The sequence below is a fragment of the Halorarius halobius genome, assembly GCF_024298865.1.
GTDB lineage: Archaea > Halobacteriota > Halobacteria > Halobacteriales > Haloarculaceae > Halorarius > Halorarius halobius.
In genome coordinates this window covers 2,860,184-2,876,097 of the sequence record NZ_CP101161.1, presented here as the reverse complement: position 1 = coordinate 2,876,097, position 15,914 = coordinate 2,860,184, and the positions used below count along the sequence as shown (strand labels likewise).

Here is a 15,914-nt window from a genome sequence, read left to right as displayed (position 1 = left end):
TAAACGGCCTTTCTCTCTGCCTGCGTCCCTTATATGGTATGGAATACCTTGGATACGAGCGCGGATTTAAATAATCGTGAGGATGAAAATATCTCGATTTTTGGCGCGGAATCAAGTTTCGGGCCGCTGGCGCGCGCGCCCGACTGGACGTTCGTGGACTCCCGTCGACGACCACCGGGGCCGCGTGCGTGCAGTGGCCGCGCGTGCGTAGGTTTATTCTCGTGGGGCACCCTCCGGTCGCCCATGGCCGACTTCGACCTCGACTTGCAGACCGCGGAGGGCGAGATGGACGCGACCGTGGACGGTGACAGGGTGGTGCTGGGCATCCTCGACGGCGGGACGCCGGCCGACGAGTGGGTCGAGACGGTCGCCGCGGGCAACGTGCTCGTGCTCGACGTGGACGGCGACCTGACGGAGCTGGCCGAACCGTTCGCTCCACGCCTCAACGAGATGGGTGCCGAACTGATGCATTTCCGGGGGAAGCTCGTCGTCGCGCCCCCGGACCGCGACATCGACACCAGCCGTCTCGACTAGGGGCCGGGTGTCAACCGGTCGACCTCCGTGCCGCAGGCCGCACACGACAGCACGTACGCCGTCGTCCCGTCGCGGCGCTCGCTGTGGTACTCGCGGTCGGTCGTCTCGCCGCAGGCCGGACACTCCTCCTCGATGACGGCCCCGTCGGTCGCCTTCGGCGCGCCGACGGCAACCACCTCGGCAGGGTCGTCACCGACCGCGACCCCCCGCTGTCCCCGCCCCGGCGGGACGAACAGCACCTCGCCAGCGGTCACCTCCCGGTCGCCGTCGTCCGTCTCGAACGCCACCCGCCCGGAGAGCACGTAGAACAGTTCCTCGTGGTCGGGATGGCTGTGGAACCCCCACGGGAGTCGTTCACCGGGCTCCGCGGTGATGACGTTGAAGCCGAACTCGGTCGCACCGACGGCCTCGTCCACCTCCTTCTTGTGCCGGGTCGGGTTCGGGGCGTCGGGTAGCTCCGCGACGACGACCTGCTGGAACTCCTGGTCGGACTCCATGTCGGCCGTTGGCCCGGAATCGAGAAAATCCCTACGCGAAGAACAGCGAGTGGCCGTCCGGATCGGTGACGCGGACGCCGCCGTCCTCTCGGGCGACGTCGGTGACCTCATCCCGGACGGCCTCCAGCGCACGCTCCGGGTCGCTCGTCTCGAACCCCACGTCGACGTGGACGCCGCCGCGGGCGTCCGCGAGGCCGAGATGTGGCTCCCACAACTCGAAGTCGAACGGGCCGGCCGTCAGTCGCACCCGCTTGCGGGCCTCGCCCTCGTCGACCGTCTCCATCCCGAGCGCCTCGTAGAACGCCCGCGCGCGGTCGAGGTCGGCCACCTCCAGCACCACCTCGACGAGCCCCGTCACCGTGCGTTCCTCACCGTCGTCCCGTCCCATCACCTCGACGCAGTTCCCCTCGGTGTCGTAGAAGTACAGCGACCGCACCGGTCCGAACGTGTGCTCCTCGAGTTCGAACGACTCGCTCAGTCGGTCCCACCACTCGTCGTAGCCGCCGGCGGGACACGAGAACGCGTAGTGGGTGTGGAGTCCGCCCCGCGGCAGGCTCTCAGGGCGGCGCAACACGAGGTCGGTCCCGCCGGCCGCGAGCGCGACCTCCCGCTCCGTCTCTCGGCGCACCGGCAACTCGAGGTGGTCGCGGTAGAACGCCGTCGCCTCGTCGAGGTACTTCACCTCGAGCGCGAGATACGAGAGTGCATCGAGCATACATTCGGTAGCGGCCGGCGGAGCATAAACCGCGGGGCCTGCCGGCTGGCGACCGTTTATACGGCCACCGGCCGTTGGTTGGGCTATGCCGATGAAGGGCTCGGGCGCGGCGGACCTGCGCGAAATCGACCGCTGGAGCGACGGGGTCGGCTGGCTCGCGTATCCGGACGAGGAGATGCGACGGGCCTCCCATGCGGTCGCGACGGAGGCGGGCGTCTATCTCCTCGACCCGGTCGACGCGGACGGCGTCGACGACCTGCTCGCGGAGTTCGGGGAGGTGGCGGGCGTGCTTGTGCTTCTCGACCGCCACAAGCGGGACGCCGCCGCGATTGCGTCACGTCACGACGTCCCGGTCCACGTTCCCTCCTGGATGACGGGCGTCGCCTCGAAACTCGACGCCCGGGTCGAACGGCTGGACGGGACGCTCGGCGACACCGGCTACGAACTGGAGCGCGTGGTCGACAACCCGATGTGGCAGGAGGCGGCGCTGTACCACGAGAGCGACGGCACGCTCTACGTGCCGGAGTCGCTCGGCACGGCGGGGTTCTTCCGGGCCGGCTCCGAGCGGGTCGGCGTCCATCCGTTCCGCCGGCTGACGCCACCGAAGCGGCTGGCGTCGCTGTCGGTCGAGCGACTGCTCGTCGGACACGGCGAGGGGGTGTTCGACGACGCGGAGGCCGCCATCGGCGATGCGGTGGACAACGCTCGGCGTCGCGCCCCGTCGGCGTTCCTCGGGATGCTGAAGGGCGTTCTCTCCTGAGTCGGGCCAACGATAGGTTTTTGCGCCACAGTCGAGAAACCCGGGTCGGCATGCGCGTGCGGGCTCGCGCCGAACGATGACGATAGCCATCGAGCCGCTCCCCGACGAGACGGGTATCGAGCTACGTGACCGCATCGAACAGCGGCGCTGTCGCATCGTCACCGACGAACCCGTCGAGGCGGCGGCGGGCGACCCCGACGGGTTCCCGTACCCCCTCGATGCGGCCGTCGACATCACGGCCAGTCGCCTCACAGTCGGGAACGTCCCCACAGGCTACGTGCGGAACAGCGACGGCGAACTCATACGCGAGGTGGAGCATTTCTCGGGGTTCTCGCTGTCGTCGGGCACGTACCTGTTCGAGATGTCGGCTCCGGTGAAGCTGTATCTGGACGTGCAGGGGCCGGTCGACGTCTCCGTCGACGGTATCCAGATGTCGCTCGCGTTCGACGGCGCCACGCAGGTCAGCATCGGCGTCCGGTCGTACCACGAACGTCCGGCGACCACCATCACGACGACCCCGGAGCCGGACGACCTGATGACGGCAGTGTCGTCGCTGTCGAGCGCACTCAAAACGACCGGGCCGGACCGGGCGTACCCGACGCTCAGGGGGCATCCCCCGGAACTGGCGGTCGGCTCGGAGCTGCAGGTACCCGAGATGCTCGACCCTCCAGACACCGGCATCGCCATCGAAATCCCCCCCGAACTGCGGGCCGTGTTCGTCGTCGCCCCGCTGGCGTACTATCTCGGGGCCGAGGTGCGGCGGGGCGACGCACCCCGGATCGTCACCGGCGAGGGGTTCGTCCACCCGCTGACCGGTGGACGCGAGTTCGAGGACGAGGTGGAGCGCGTACTCAAGCAGACGTTCCTGCTCGACTCCGCCATCCGCTCGGAGGGCGCCTACGTCATCCCGACGCGGGAGGAGCGCGTCGTGGACGGACGACTGAGCGTCGGGCCGAGCACGCTGTACGACCTCGACCCGGGGCCGCAACTCGCGGAGTACCTGTCGGTGCCGTACGACGCCGTCTCGGATCTGGTTCCGCGCTGGAAACTGACCGCACACGTCACGCCACGCGCCGACAGCATCGAGGTGCTTCCGTTCCTCGTCGACGACCTCGCGGTCATCCGAACCCCGCGACCGTTCGACCTCGGAGGGGGCGACCCGTACAAGGCCGCCATCGACGAGTTCGTCCGGACCGACGGCGAGGTTCGCGGCGACGGTGGCGTCCAGCGGCGCGGGGACCCGTGGGGGGACGACGACCACGCGACCCGGAGCGACCTCCCCCTCGTCGAACCCGAACAGGCGGACTCCATCGAACAGGCGTGGGTCGGGGACGACGTTCCGGTCGGCGCGTCGAAAGCCGTCGCGCAGGCGTACCGGAACCGTCTCGACAGAACGCCCCAGAGCGGCGACATCGGTATCGTCGTCGTCTGCAACGACGCCGAGATGGCCGACGAGCGGCAGTTGGCCAGCGAAGTGTACGGCTCCCGCGATGAGCTACCGTTCGACGTGACACTGTACGAGGACCTGACCGCCGACCGACTGGCGCTCGTTCTCGAGTCGGACATCGACTTCTTCCACTACATCGGCCACATCGAACACGAGGGGTTCCGGTGTTCGGACGGCGTCCTCGACGTCGCCTCGGTCGACGGCGTGGGGCTCGACACGTTCTTCCTGAACGCCTGCCGGTCGTATCGTCAGGGAATGGCGCTCATCGAGAACGGCGCCATCGGAGGCGTCGTCACGCTCGACGACGTCATCAACAGCGGCGCGGTCAGAGTCGGGAAGGCGATGTGCCGGCTCCTCAACCGCGGGTTCCCGCTTCGGGCGGCGCTCACCATCGCCTCCGAGCGGTCGGTGGTGGGGCCGCAGTACATCGTCGTCGGTGACGGGAACATGGACCTCATCCAGGGGGAAAGCGTCGTGCCGAACCTGGTGGAGGTCGACCGGACCGACCACGGGTTCGACGTCGCTATCAGCTCCTACCCCACCCAGCATTTCGGCCTCGGGGGTGTGTTCAAACCGGAGATCGGCGGCAACACGGACCACTTCCTGACCGCGAGCCGACTGATGGAGTTCGAGGTCACCGAACGGGAACTGAGCGACTTCCTCGACCTGGCTGTGGTGCCCGTGCGAGCACGGAACCAACTGTTCTGGAGCGACCGCGTCGGCGTCGACGACCTCTGAGTTACGGCCCGGGCGACCCGTTACCGTTCGTGGCGATGACGGTCCCCGCCTGCGAGAGAATCATCATCATCGTGAACAGGACGCCGGTCATCTTCGGGTGCTCCGCGAGGTACGCCGCGATCTTGCTGTCGGACATCGTAACTACTTATCATCGCGCTTGTAATATAAATCTTTTGTTATAATTGAGATAACTACAACGGACCACGGGGCCGAAATCTGATTCAAGAGCAATATATAAAAGTAGTTCCCCGCACCGTCGGGGCCGATGCCGTTATCGGGCTTCGAGCAGTATCCGGGGACGTGGTGTACGCGACAGCCGGGTTGGTCGACGCGTTGCTGGACATCGCGGAGAGTCGGGACCCCCAGGAGGTCACCGTGGCGCTGGCGACGCGACCGGCGGGGGAAATCGACTGCGACCTCCCGGCCGAGACGCCCGTCTACACGGACTTCTACCTGCCGGACACCGGGCGCTCGGTGCGTGCCGTGTTCGGAATGGACCTGGGCACGCCCGGATCACAGGGCCGATTCGTCTCCCACCCGAGCGGTGACCCGAAGCTCTCGCGGACGGACGACCTCCACGAAGTGGTGCTGGTAGCGGTGCCGCCGTACGACCGGGACAGTCTGCGGGCGTTCGACCGCTCGGGCCGGCGTCTCGACCTCCAGATACTGGACGTCGAGCCACCGGAAGCGACGCTGGAAGAGCCGCCCTGACTACTGCAGGTAGCCGAGTTCGCGCAACTGGTCCGCTATCTCCTGGAACTCGCCTTCGGTGAGTTCACCCTGCTGTTGGTGTTTGATGACGATGCTTCGCAGGAGGAACCGAACCAGGTCGCTCGTCGAGGAGAAGCTCGTCCCCTCGATGGTCTCGTCGACCCGCTCCGCGAGGTCTTTCGGGATGGAGACGGTAGTGTACTCCGTCATAGCCGGGGGGAGGGGTGCCCGACGCAAGTGGGTTTCGGGCGCGTGTCCGGACACTTTTCTACGGGGGGGTCGTATCCGGAGGCGATGGGAGTCCGGCCGCCGCAAAACGACGACGACGAGGAACCGGAGGCGGTCAGCTTCGGCATCGCTGCCCTCGATGCGTATCTGGACGACGCCGACGTGTCGTACCCGGTGAGAAGCGAGGAACTGGTCGAGCGACTCGGCGACCCGGAGATTCCGTACGATGCGTCCGGCAACGGCGTCGAGCTATCGGCGGCGCTCGACCGGGCGCATTTCGACCAGTTCGAGACCGAACAGGAACTGCTGAACACGCTCCATCCCGTCTTCGAATCGTACCGCGAACGCGGGCCGAACGACCTCGTCGGGCGCCTTCGACGGTTGCTCCCCTTCTAATCCTCGCCGCCATCCGTCTCGGCGACCTCGTCGACGCTCCGGTCGGCCGTGTCGCCCCCCACCGGGTCCTCGCTCAACTGCTCGGCGAGTTCCTCCAGACGGCGCGTTTGCTCCCGGTTCACCGCGACGATGATGTCCGACAGCACGCCGAACAGCAGGAGCTGAGTCCCCAGCAGGATGCCAGCGGCCGCGACGACGGCCAGCCCCTCGTGGGAGACGGACGGCGTCTGGATGTAGAACTCGTAGCCGACGTACGCCGCCACGAGCAGGCCCGCGAACAGGGAGGCGACGCCCACGCTTCCGAGGTAGAACAGCGGGTTGTTCGTCTTCGCCAGTTTGTACAGCGTGAGGAATATCCGGCCGCCGTCCTTCACGGGGTGGAGGTTGGTCTCGGACTCGTCGGGACGCGCCAGATACCGGATGGGGACCACCTCGACCGGCGTGCCGTGTTTCACGCACTCTGCGGCCATCTCCGTCTCGATACCGAACCCGTCGGACGTGAGGTTGTACCGCTCGAACGACTCCGTGGTGAACGCCCGATAGCCGGAGAGGATGTCACCGAAGTCGCGGCCGTGAACGACCCGAAACGCCCGGTTGATGAGGCGGTTGCCGACGCCGTTGAGCCGCGTCATCGCGCCCGCCTCCATGTCGGCGAACCGGTCGCCGATGACGTGCTCGGCCCGGCCGGTGAAGATTGGTTCGAGCATCGACTCGGCGTCGTCCGGCCGGTACGTCCCGTCGCCGTCAGCCATCAACACGACCGGCGCCTCGACCGCCTCGACCCCCTCGCGGACGGCCTGTCCCTTGCCGTTCCCCTGCTGTTCGATGATGCGGGCGCCGGCGTCGCTGGCGGTCGCCTGCGTGGCGTCGGTCGACCCACCGTCGACGACCAGCACGTTCTCGAACCCGGCGTCCCGGAACCCCCTGACGACGGACCCGATGGTCTCCGCCTCGTTCAGCGTCGGGAGTAGCACGCAGACGTCCGAGCGGTCCATCGTCGCGGAGTCCGCCCCCCGCTCGTGAAAAGGTTGCGCTCCGTCCCTCAGTCGTCGCTGGCCCGGGCCGCACTGGTATGTTCCCACACCTCTGCACAGCCACACCCGTCGTCGATCTCCTGCAGATGTGCGTCGGCGCGCTCGTCCGTGTCGTCGTCGGTGTCGTCCCCACTCATGTTACTCGCTCGTTGAGTAAACGAAATGGCGGGCACCACTTAAACATTCCGGGCGGTCCCGTGATGTTCATGTGGGCGGCCCCGGAATCGGGGGGCATGAGCGACGTGGGGCTGTTCGAGACGCTTGAGCTGACCGAGTACGAGGCCACGGCGCTGGCCGAACTGCTTCGGCTCGGACGGACGACCGCCCCGAACCTCGCCGAGGCGACCGGCATCCCGAAGGCCCGCATCTACGGCGTTCTCGACTCGCTGGGTGACCAGGGGTACGTGAAGATCATCCCCGGTCGCCCCAAGGAGTACCAGCCCCGGTCGCCGGAGGCCATCCTGGAGCGTGCCAAGGAGAACAAGCGTCAGGAGTTCGAGTCGTTCGAGCGCGACGTCGACGGCCAGCGCGAGGAGTTCCTGGCCCGGTTCGGCCCCGCGTTCGAGCGTGGCGGCGACGAAATCACCCCTGCCGAGGAACTGTTCTACGTCGTGGACGTGGGCGAGCCGTCGGAGTCGGAGACGCGCCGGCTCTACCACGAGGCCGACCGCGCGGTGTACGTGCTCACCAAGAGCTTCGAGTACCTGGAGAGCGTCGAGCCGGCCCTGGAGGACGCGCTCGACAGGGGTATCGGGGTCCGCGCGCTGTTCCACCACCCCGACCTCCTCGACGACGAGGAGCGCCGCATCCAGGAGCGCATCGTCGACCGACTGCGGGCCGACCACGCGGGCGTCGAGTTCCGGTTCTCGGAGGGACGGCTCCCCTGGCGGGGCACGTTCACCGACCCGAGCATGGAGTACGACGACGGCGAGGCAATCTTCCTCGTCGAGGAGCCGGACGTTCCGAACCACATGCGGCAGGCCGCCATCACCGAGAACGGCTCGTTCGTCGCCGGCTTCAAGCGTTACTTCGACCTGGTGTGGGACCACGAGAGCGCCGCCGAGCCTACATGAACAGCCTGGCGACCCGCTTCAGCGGGCCGAGGTCGACGCCGAATCGCTCCTCGAAGGAGACCACGAGCCGAACTTCCTCGGGTTCGATACCGAATCGGAGCACCCCGAGCCCGTAGATGACTCCGAACGCGGCGAACAGGCCCACGAGCGTGAGGGGCGTGACGACCAGATACGCCCGACCGAGCGCGTAGACGGCCCCCATCGCGACACCCCCGATGAGGGCCGGCCACGCCAGCGCCGTCGACAGCGGGTGAGCCGACGTGCGCCGGTACAGCTGTCCGGAGTAGAGGAGGTTGAGCACGACGTACGACAGCGTAGTCGCCCACGCCGCTCCCCACAGCCCGTACAGCGGTATCAGAACGAGGTTCAGCGCCACGTTGACCGCGGCCCCGACGATGTCGTCGTACATGATGAGGCGGGTGTGGCCGAGCGACGTGAGCGCGCCCTTGTTGAGGCCGAAGGCAGTGTGGATGAAGAACCCGGTCGCCAGCACCGCCAGCGAGGGCGCCGCCTGGGCGTACTTCGCGCCGAACGTTAGCGGGATGACTCGGTCCGGGAAGAACACGAACACGAGGAACACCGGGAGCGTGGCGACGACTATCCACTTGGTAGCGACTTGGTAGAGCCGTTTGAGCTGGTCACGTTCGCCCTCGGCGTCGAGTTCCGAGACGGCCGGCATGAACAGGAAGCCGAACGCACCGAGCGCCGCGGTCAGCAGTTGTGCCAGCGGGTAGATGACGTTGTAGTCGGCGACGACGGCCGGGCCACGAAGGATGCCTAGCATGTACATGTCGATGTCCGAGAGGACGATAGACATCGCCGCCGTTACCACGAGCGGCAGGGAGAACACGAGCAGTTCTCGGCGCATCCGAACGGCCTCGACGGAGCGGTCGAACAGCCGGGTCCGGGTAGCGAGGAAATAGACGCCGGCGGCCGCCGCAAACACGTACGAGAGGACGTACGCGATGGAGACGCCGAACACGCCCGCGCCGAGCAAGATGGCGATGGCGATGCCTACGAACCGCGTCACCGGGAACGTGATGTTCTGGACGACGATTCGGGGCACCGAGTCCTGGAGCCCCTGGATGCTCCCCAGGGCGAGTTTCATCACCGTGCCGAACGGGACGGCGACGCCGAAGATGCGGAACACGACCACAAGCGACTGGTCGTTGAACACCTCCGCCAGCAGTGGCGCCCCGAGCACGATGGCCGCGCCCGCCGCGACGGACAGCGGGATGGCCACCTCGAACCCCGACACGAGGACCCCGCGGCGCTCCTCGGGCGTGTCGTACCGGGGGAGGTAGCGGCCGATGCCGGTGTTGAGTCCGAGCATCACCAGCGTCGAGACGATGGCCGCGGTGATGATGCCCAGCGAGACGGTGCCGTAGCTGACTCGCTCGAGTTCCTGTGCGATGATTATCTTGGCGACGAACGAGATGCCGAGTTCGAGCACCAGCCCGAACAGGAGCGCGCCCCCGCCCTTGAACAGGTCGCGGACGGTAGCGAACGCGCTCTCGTCGTCGGCCGCGGAGTCGGGGCCGCCGGCCGCGTCGTCGCCGCTCATCCGCGTGGCCCGTCACAGCCGCCGTAGTTCCACGGACGGTCTGTACCGACGAGCAGTTCGCGGGCCGCCGTGACTCCCAGCAGGTAGAACCGGGCGGCGTCGTAGGCGTCCTCGCGGATGAACCCGCCGTCGCGGTGTTTGACCTTCTTCAGATACAGGTACGGGAGCGTCGGGAGCGCGGCCAGTGCGAGCATCACCAGGCCCAGCGGTGGGAAAGTCGGGAGCGCGAACAGGCCGAGCACCAGCAGGCCGAGCGCGCCGACAGACCCCACGTCCCCGAGGACGTGTTCGGGGTGGAAGCCGACGTACCAGCGGCCATACTTCCGGACGAACGCGACCGAACTCGGCCGCCCCCACGTCTTGCGCAGGCTCTCGGCGGGCGTCTCGTCGGTCATCGACTCGCCGTCGAGGTCCGACCGGGCGTACGCGTCCGCGCCCGAGCGCCACAGGCGTATCTGTGCGTCCCAGTCCTCGCCGCGGGGGAGCCAGCGGTCCCAACCGTCGATGCGGGCGAGCGCCTCGCGTTTCACCGTGCAGTTGGCCTGCTGGAACCAGAAGCCGCGCTTCGGGTCGGTTACTGGCCCGTCGACGCCCGCCATCGGCGCGGCCGAGAGCACGTCCACGTCTGGATGCTCGCGGTGGAAGGCGACGTGCTCGGCGAGCCAGTCGTCGTCGACGGCCACCTCGGTGTCGAGACACGCCAGCAGGTCGCCGTCGAACCGCTCGTAGATATCCTGTCGGGCGGCGCCGACGCCGCGCCCCTCGTCGGACTGACGGTAGCAGTCGACCGGCACGTCGTACTCCGCGGCGACCCGCTCTATCACCTCGGGCGTATCGTCGCTGGAGGCGTCGACGACGAGGATACGGTCGGGTTGGCGCTCTGCGTCCAGAAGCGAGCGGAGCGTCCGGCCGACTGTGTCGGCGTTGTCGCAGGTCGGGATGCCCACCGTCACGAAGAGGTCGTCGCTCATCCGCTACTCGATGTAGCCGAGCTCTTCGAGCCGTTGTTCGGCGGTGTCCATCGTCACGTCCCGGTCGTCGGCGTCGTCGGCATCGGTGTTGGCCTCCAGCCACGCCTTCACGTCGAACACCGACTCCGGCAACTCGCCCGTCACGCCCTCGGTGGCGGCGACCATCGCACGGTCGCTGTGGACGCCGACCTCGCCCTCGTCGACCCACGATACCTTCATCCCGTGGTCCGAGAGGACCACCATCTCGTCGGTCTCGCGGCGGACCACACCGAGCAGTTCGTCGACGCGCTCGTAGAACTCCCGCAGTTTCGACTCGCGTTTGGCGAACACGTGGCCCACCACGTCGAGCACGTGCGAGTGGACGCCGGCGATGGGGACGACGCCGTTCATTCCCACGAGGAAGCCGAACTCCTCACCGGTGTTGCCGTAGACGTTTCGGCGCAGTTGGCTCTCCGTCAACTCGCCGAACTTTATCTCCGAGGCCCACGACCACGCCTCCGAGAGATGCTCGGCGTCGGTGATGCCGGGCCAGCCCATCGCGGCGCCGGAATCGAACGCACTCGGCGCCTCGGTGCGATCTATCTCCTGTTCGTGGCCCCGGTCGCGGAACGGCTGGCCGAGCCGCTGGCGAACCTCGGGGTGGAGATGCTGGGTCAGTTTGCTGGCCACACGTAGCGGCAGGGAGTCCCACTCGGCGGCGTCGCCGTGGACGCCGTGGTCGCGGGGGTGGACGCCCGTCGCTACCGTCGTCCACACCTCGGGCGTGTACGGCTGGTCGTACGAGTAGCTGAACGTCTCCATCTCCCGGTGGTCGTCAAGCAGGACGTTCTCGCAGTCCCACCGGCGCGCGAGTTCGTAGTCGGCCGCGTCGAGACCGACCACGGCGAGCGTCGACGTCATTTGCTGGGCGTTCCGCTGGCGGACATTTACGATGTTCGGTTCAGTCCCCGGCCAGCGCCGCGTACAGGTCGGCGTGGCGGCGGGCGACCGCCGCAAAACTGTTCTCGGTCCGGAACTGCTCCATCCCCGCGGCTAGTTGTTCGCGCGCCTCCGGGTCGGTGAGATACTGGTCGACGGCCGCGGCCGCGTCGTCGATGTCGTCAGGGTCGAACAGCCCCACGCAGTCCCACTCGTCGGCGACCTCCCGGAAGTAGTCGACGTCGCCGGCGACGACGGGCAGGCCGTAGGCGATACACCAGTTCAGGATACCGCTCTGTCCCTGTTTGCGGTACGGCAACACCGCGAGGCCGGCGGCGTCGAACACCCCGCGGAACAGTTCGTCGTCGAGAACTCCGGTGATTTGGAGATTCTCGGGGGCCTGAGATTCCAGTTCCCCGATGAACGCCTCGTCGCCGGGTGTCCGCGCACCGCCGGCCAGCAGGAACTCCGCGTCGGGGAACCGCTCGGCGAGTTCGAGGAACGTGTCGGCACCCTTCTGCGGGCTGACGTAGCCCGGTTCGACGACGAGCGTGTCCTCGGGGTCGTATCCCAGTCGGTCCCGGGCGTCGACGGTCGGTTCGGCGTCGACGAGGTTCACGCCGTGGGGGAGCCGCGTCGCATGGGAGGTTTCGACTGTGCCGGTGAACGCCTCGGCCCGCGAGTCCGAAAGGAAGACGAGTCGGTCCGCGAGCAGGGCCAGCGACCAGTTCACGAGGCGGACGTAGGCGTACTGGAGCCACGCGGCCGTCTCGCCCGTCGTCTCCCGGTCCCACGCCTCGTGGAGCGTCACGACGACCGGGACGCCCCGGAGCCGTGAGAGCAGGAAAAGCACGGGCGCGAACGCCCACCAGAGGTACGTCATCGGGCCGAACAGCCCGTACTCGTGCTGGAGGTGGACGGCGTCGACGTCGGCGGTGCCCGCGCGCCACGCCACCCGCGCGACGTGGAGGGGGCTCCGCGTGTTCGTCGCGAGTTCGACGTGGTCGACGGCGACCGCCTCGTCGGCGAGCACCGCCCGAAGGTCGCCCGCGTAGGTGCCGACCCCACAGGAGCCGTCGTCGGGGGTTGCGACCATCGCCACGCGGAGCCGCTCACTCGACATACGCCATCAACTCGCGATATCGGTCGGCGATGCTTTCGGTTAGCTGGTCGGCGAACGAATCGAGGCCGAACGGCTCGGCGCGGGCGGTCGGGTCGTCGTCGTCGACGCCGTCGCGTTCGAACCGCTCGACGGCGTCGCGGATGCCGTCGGCGGTGCCGTCGTGGGTCAGCCCGTTCTCGCCGTCGTCGACGAACACCGCCGGGAACCCCTCCGCACGCGCGAGGACCGGTTTGCCGCTGGCGTTCGCCTCTATCGGGACGATACCGAAGTCCTCGTTGCGGCCGTTGAACACGACGGCCCGGCAGTTCGCCAGCAGGTCGTACTTCTCGCGCTCGTCGACGAAGCCGCGGTAGTCGACGTTGTGAGCGCGGTCGATGCGCTCGCATGCGGTGCCCGCGGCGTCGCCCTCCCCGCCCGCCAGCACGAGGCGGTAGTCGGTGTCCGTGAACGCGTCTAACACTTCGACGACGCCTTTCTCGCCGTCGAGCCGGCCGAGATGGAGATAGTAGCCGTCGTCGCCGTCGTTCCGGTACGACGAGAGGTCCACGGGCGGGTACAGCACCTCCGATTCGCGCTTGTAGTACTTCCAGAGGCGCCGCTCGATGACCGGCGAGTTGGCGAAGTAGTGGTCGACGCGGGGGTCGACCGTCATGTCTCGCGTCCTGAGATATCTGACCAGCGGGCGCGCGAGCGTGCCCGCGATTGAGTTCTTGCGGTCGTGATACAGGTCGTAGTACCAGCGCGGCGGCGAGTGACAGTAGTTGCAGTGGAGCGTGTCGTCAGGGGTGATAACCGCCCGAGTCGTCGCCCCCGAGGTGACAAGCACGTCCGGGTCGCCGAGGTCACGGAGGTCGAGGTCTTCCCACTGGGCGTACTCGAACACGCGTCCGGCGCGCCGCTGGAGCCGCCGGCCCCAGGGGTACGACAGCGTCGGCGTCACGTCCCTGAATGCGACGTCGCCGTACGGGTTCGGCTCGTCGGGGTCGGGAGCGCCGAGCGTGTGGACGGTGTCCGCGCCCAGCGCCTCCGCGAGGCGGGTGACGAGGTACTCCGCGCCGCCCCACGAACGGACGTGCCAGTGGGCGACGGCCACGTCTACCTCCGCGAGCGGCCCGCCGGTCGTCATTCGGGCGAACGGAGTGGGCGCCGCGTGGTGTAGGTTTCGGTCGCCCGGGACGGACAGAGCCTTAACCCTGCTGTGCGTTCCTCCGGCCGAATGAGCGTCCCCTCCGCCCTGCGGTACGCGTACCGCGAGATACGCGACAACTACGACGACCGGTTCTGGTGGCGCAACCGCTTCTTCCACCGGGTCGTCGCGCCGTTCCACCTCGACGTCTACCCCACCCGGGAGGGGAGCGTCGACGTGATGGCCGAGGACTGGGACACGCTGGTCGTCCTGGACGCCTGCCGGCGCGACCTGTTCGAGGAGCGCGCGGACGTGAGCGAGTACGACGACTACCGGACGGTGACGAGTCGCGGCAGCGCCACACAGGAGTGGGTGCTCCAGAATTTCACCGGGGAATCGTACGGCGACACGGTCTACGTGACCGCGAACCCGTTCGTCTCCCGCGAGGCGGGCGACGCCTTCCACGCGCTGTACGAGCCGTGGCTCACGGCGTTCGACGAGGAGACCCGGACGGTCCTGCCGGAGGAGACGACGCGTGCGGCCATCGAGGCGCACCGCGAGCATCCGGACAAGCGGCTGGTCGTCCACTACATGCAGCCGCACCACCCGTTCGTGACGGCTCCCGACCTGCGGTTCCACGGCTGGCAGATAGACGACTTCGACGACTGGACCGACAAGCAGGAGGAGGCCGGGCTGAAAGACGCCACCAGTCGCGGCCGTCCGCACACGCCGTGGGACGCCCTCTACATGGGGCTCGTCGAGAGAGACGACGTGTGGGCGGCGTACGGCGAGAACCTCGACGTGACGCTGGAGTCGGTCGACGACCTCCTCGCGGCGGTCGACGGGCGCACCGTCGTGACGAGCGACCACGGCAACATGCTCGGCGAGCGCACGTTCCCGGTGCCGTTGCGCGTGTACGGCCACCCCTCGGGCGTCCGCAACCGCGAACTCGTGGAGGTACCGTGGGCGGTCATCGAGGGTGACGAGCGCCGCGAGGTCACCGACGAGGGGACGAACGCCGCGGACGACCACCGCGAGGACGTGGTACAGGACCGTCTCGAGGACCTGGGCTACGTCTGAGCCGGGCTACCGCCACTTCAGGAGGCCGTACCCGTAGCCCGCGCCGACCGCCGCGGTGAACACGAACAGCATCACCAGTTGGGTCGCCGCCTCCACGCCGGGGTCGCGGACGAGCCTCCGGAGACGTGCGGGAGCGAACTCGCCGAGTAGTTGCCCGAGGAACTCCCCTTCCTCGTCGGTCGACCCCTCGACGAACTTCTCCATCCCTCGCTTGGAGTAGCCCTGCCAGAACGCCCGGTCGAGCAGCCACCACGGGTCCGTCCGGTAGTCGAACACCTTGTGTTCCACCTCCGCGTCTGGCACGTACCAGACGCCGTGGCCGTACTCGCGTTCCAGCCGCGCACACAACTCCGTCTCGCCGCCCTGGAGGTTGGCGTCGCCCTTGCGGCCGCCGATGTCGCCCTCGAATCCGCCCAGTTCGAGAAACACCTCGCGGCGGAACGAGAGGTTCGACCCGTTGGTGTTGCGGACCTCACCCGGCGTCTCCCGGAATCCGCGGTGGGTGACGCCCACGAGCCAGTAGAACTCCGCCGGCAGGAACCCCGGTTTCCCGGCGACCCACCGGGGCGTCATCTTGCCGCCGACGGCCGGCACGTCGTGGGTCTCGTAGGCGTCGACGAGCCGTTTCACCCAGTCGTCGGCGGGGACGGCGTCGTCGTCGAGAAAGGCGACCACGTCGCCGGTGGCGGCCTCCGCACCGGCGTTGCGGGCACCCAGCAGACCGAGGTTCTCGTCGAGTTCGTGGACGAGGGCCGCCGGGTCGTCGCCGTAGTCGCGGCGCATCCGGTCGGCGACCGCGGGGGAGCCGTCGCTCACGAGCACGAGTTCCACCTCGTCGTGGGTCTGTGCGAGCACGGCGTCGGCGGCCTCCCGCAGGTCCTCGTAGCGGTCGGTGGTGTGCTCACAGAGGACGACCGAGACGCGCATGTAGCGGGCCTCGGGGTGGCGCTGTTAGGTCTTTTCGGTGTCACGTCCTGGCGATATGAGAAGGCTTATACG

General features: G+C 68.0%; 19 protein-coding genes. 7 read left to right on the top strand and 12 right to left on the bottom strand.

Features of this window, described 5'->3' with window-relative positions; genetic code table 11:
* Window positions 1-243: 243 nt before the first annotated feature.
* A complete protein-coding gene (locus NL112_RS15360) occupies window positions 244-534 on the top strand; it encodes a DUF5779 family protein (protein WP_255149726.1) in 291 nt (96 codons plus the stop codon).
* Here the strand turns inward: NL112_RS15360 and NL112_RS15355 are convergent.
* Together NL112_RS15355 and NL112_RS15350 are read right to left on the bottom strand one after the other, a co-directional pair.
* Window positions 531-1,031: a cupin domain-containing protein gene (locus NL112_RS15355; protein ID WP_255149725.1), complete on the bottom strand. Its 501-nt coding sequence runs from the start codon at window positions 1,029-1,031 to the stop codon at window positions 531-533. The two genes, NL112_RS15360 and NL112_RS15355, sit on opposite strands and share 4 nt — an antisense overlap.
* Before the next feature lie 31 nt (window positions 1,032-1,062).
* Complete coding sequence (locus NL112_RS15350; protein ID WP_255149724.1) at window positions 1,063-1,746, bottom strand: VOC family protein; 684 nt, start codon at window positions 1,744-1,746, stop codon at window positions 1,063-1,065.
* 85 nt (window positions 1,747-1,831) lie between these two features.
* Between NL112_RS15350 and NL112_RS15345 the strand changes: the two genes are divergently transcribed.
* The gene (locus NL112_RS15345) at window positions 1,832-2,506 is read left to right on the top strand and encodes a hypothetical protein (protein ID WP_255149723.1); all 675 of its coding nucleotides are present in this window, start codon (window positions 1,832-1,834) and stop codon (window positions 2,504-2,506) included.
* Window positions 2,507-2,582: 76 nt separating this feature from the next.
* Complete coding sequence (locus NL112_RS15340) at window positions 2,583-4,691, top strand: hypothetical protein (RefSeq protein WP_255149722.1); 2,109 nt, start codon at window positions 2,583-2,585, stop codon at window positions 4,689-4,691.
* A gap of 1 nt (window position 4,692) precedes the next feature.
* Here NL112_RS15340 and NL112_RS15335 read toward each other — a convergent pair whose 3' ends face one another.
* Window positions 4,693-4,827 (bottom strand): DUF7503 family protein, encoded by a 135-nt coding sequence (locus NL112_RS15335; RefSeq protein WP_255149721.1) that lies wholly within the window; start codon window positions 4,825-4,827, stop codon window positions 4,693-4,695.
* 164 nt (window positions 4,828-4,991) lie between these two features.
* Between NL112_RS15335 and NL112_RS15330 the strand changes: the two genes are divergently transcribed.
* Entirely contained in the window at window positions 4,992-5,402 is a 411-nt protein-coding gene (locus NL112_RS15330) for a JAB/MPN domain protein-containing protein (RefSeq protein ID WP_255149720.1), read from the top strand.
* Here the strand turns inward: NL112_RS15330 and NL112_RS15325 are convergent, their stop codons facing one another.
* Window positions 5,403-5,612 carry a ribbon-helix-helix domain-containing protein gene (locus NL112_RS15325; protein ID WP_255149719.1) on the bottom strand — a complete coding sequence of 70 codons (210 nt, stop codon included), beginning with the start codon at window positions 5,610-5,612 and terminating at the stop codon, window positions 5,403-5,405. It lies immediately after the preceding gene.
* An 84-nt stretch (window positions 5,613-5,696) separates the two neighbouring features.
* Between NL112_RS15325 and NL112_RS15320 the strand changes: the two genes are divergently transcribed.
* Complete coding sequence (locus NL112_RS15320; protein ID WP_255149718.1) at window positions 5,697-6,026, top strand: DUF5789 family protein; 330 nt, start codon at window positions 5,697-5,699, stop codon at window positions 6,024-6,026.
* On the opposite strand, the gene aglJ is transcribed toward NL112_RS15320, so the two are convergent.
* Together aglJ and NL112_RS15310 are read right to left on the bottom strand one after the other, a co-directional pair.
* The gene (gene aglJ, locus NL112_RS15315) at window positions 6,023-7,021 is read right to left on the bottom strand and encodes an S-layer glycoprotein N-glycosyltransferase AglJ (RefSeq protein WP_255149717.1); all 999 of its coding nucleotides are present in this window, start codon (window positions 7,019-7,021) and stop codon (window positions 6,023-6,025) included. The genes NL112_RS15320 and aglJ overlap by 4 nt on opposite strands.
* Before the next feature lie 47 nt (window positions 7,022-7,068).
* Window positions 7,069-7,197 carry a DUF8595 family protein gene (locus NL112_RS15310; protein WP_255149716.1) on the bottom strand — a complete coding sequence of 43 codons (129 nt, stop codon included), beginning with the start codon at window positions 7,195-7,197 and terminating at the stop codon, window positions 7,069-7,071.
* A 96-nt stretch (window positions 7,198-7,293) separates the two neighbouring features.
* On the opposite strand from NL112_RS15310, the gene NL112_RS15305 reads away from it, so the two are divergent.
* Window positions 7,294-8,133: a TrmB family transcriptional regulator gene (locus tag NL112_RS15305; protein WP_255149715.1), complete on the top strand. Its 840-nt coding sequence runs from the start codon at window positions 7,294-7,296 to the stop codon at window positions 8,131-8,133.
* On the opposite strand, the gene NL112_RS15300 is transcribed toward NL112_RS15305, so the two are convergent.
* The 5 genes from NL112_RS15300 to NL112_RS15280 are packed head-to-tail and all read right to left on the bottom strand — an operon-like array spanning window position 8,126 to window position 13,835.
* A complete protein-coding gene (locus NL112_RS15300; RefSeq protein WP_255149714.1) occupies window positions 8,126-9,697 on the bottom strand; it encodes a flippase in 1,572 nt (523 codons plus the stop codon). The two genes, NL112_RS15305 and NL112_RS15300, sit on opposite strands and share 8 nt — an antisense overlap.
* Window positions 9,694-10,668, bottom strand: coding sequence for a glycosyltransferase family 2 protein (locus tag NL112_RS15295; protein ID WP_255149713.1), 975 nt, complete (start codon window positions 10,666-10,668; stop codon window positions 9,694-9,696). Before NL112_RS15295 ends, NL112_RS15300 begins: the two co-directional genes overlap by 4 nt.
* Before the next feature lie 3 nt (window positions 10,669-10,671).
* Window positions 10,672-11,568: an alkaline phosphatase family protein gene (locus tag NL112_RS15290; RefSeq protein ID WP_255149712.1), complete on the bottom strand. Its 897-nt coding sequence runs from the start codon at window positions 11,566-11,568 to the stop codon at window positions 10,672-10,674.
* Between the two features lie 40 nt (window positions 11,569-11,608).
* Window positions 11,609-12,709, bottom strand: coding sequence for a glycosyltransferase family 4 protein (locus NL112_RS15285; RefSeq protein ID WP_255149711.1), 1,101 nt, complete (start codon window positions 12,707-12,709; stop codon window positions 11,609-11,611).
* Window positions 12,699-13,835: a glycosyltransferase gene (locus NL112_RS15280; RefSeq protein ID WP_255149710.1), complete on the bottom strand. Its 1,137-nt coding sequence runs from the start codon at window positions 13,833-13,835 to the stop codon at window positions 12,699-12,701. Before NL112_RS15280 ends, NL112_RS15285 begins: the two co-directional genes overlap by 11 nt.
* 90 nt (window positions 13,836-13,925) lie before the next feature.
* Between NL112_RS15280 and NL112_RS15275 the strand changes: the two genes are divergently transcribed.
* Window positions 13,926-14,915 carry an alkaline phosphatase family protein gene (locus NL112_RS15275; protein ID WP_255149709.1) on the top strand — a complete coding sequence of 330 codons (990 nt, stop codon included), beginning with the start codon at window positions 13,926-13,928 and terminating at the stop codon, window positions 14,913-14,915.
* Between the two features lie 6 nt (window positions 14,916-14,921).
* On the opposite strand, the gene aglG is transcribed toward NL112_RS15275, so the two are convergent.
* The gene (gene aglG / locus NL112_RS15270) at window positions 14,922-15,842 is read right to left on the bottom strand and encodes a glucosyl-dolichyl phosphate glucuronosyltransferase (protein WP_255149708.1); all 921 of its coding nucleotides are present in this window, start codon (window positions 15,840-15,842) and stop codon (window positions 14,922-14,924) included.
* Window positions 15,843-15,914: the final 72 nt, after the last annotated feature.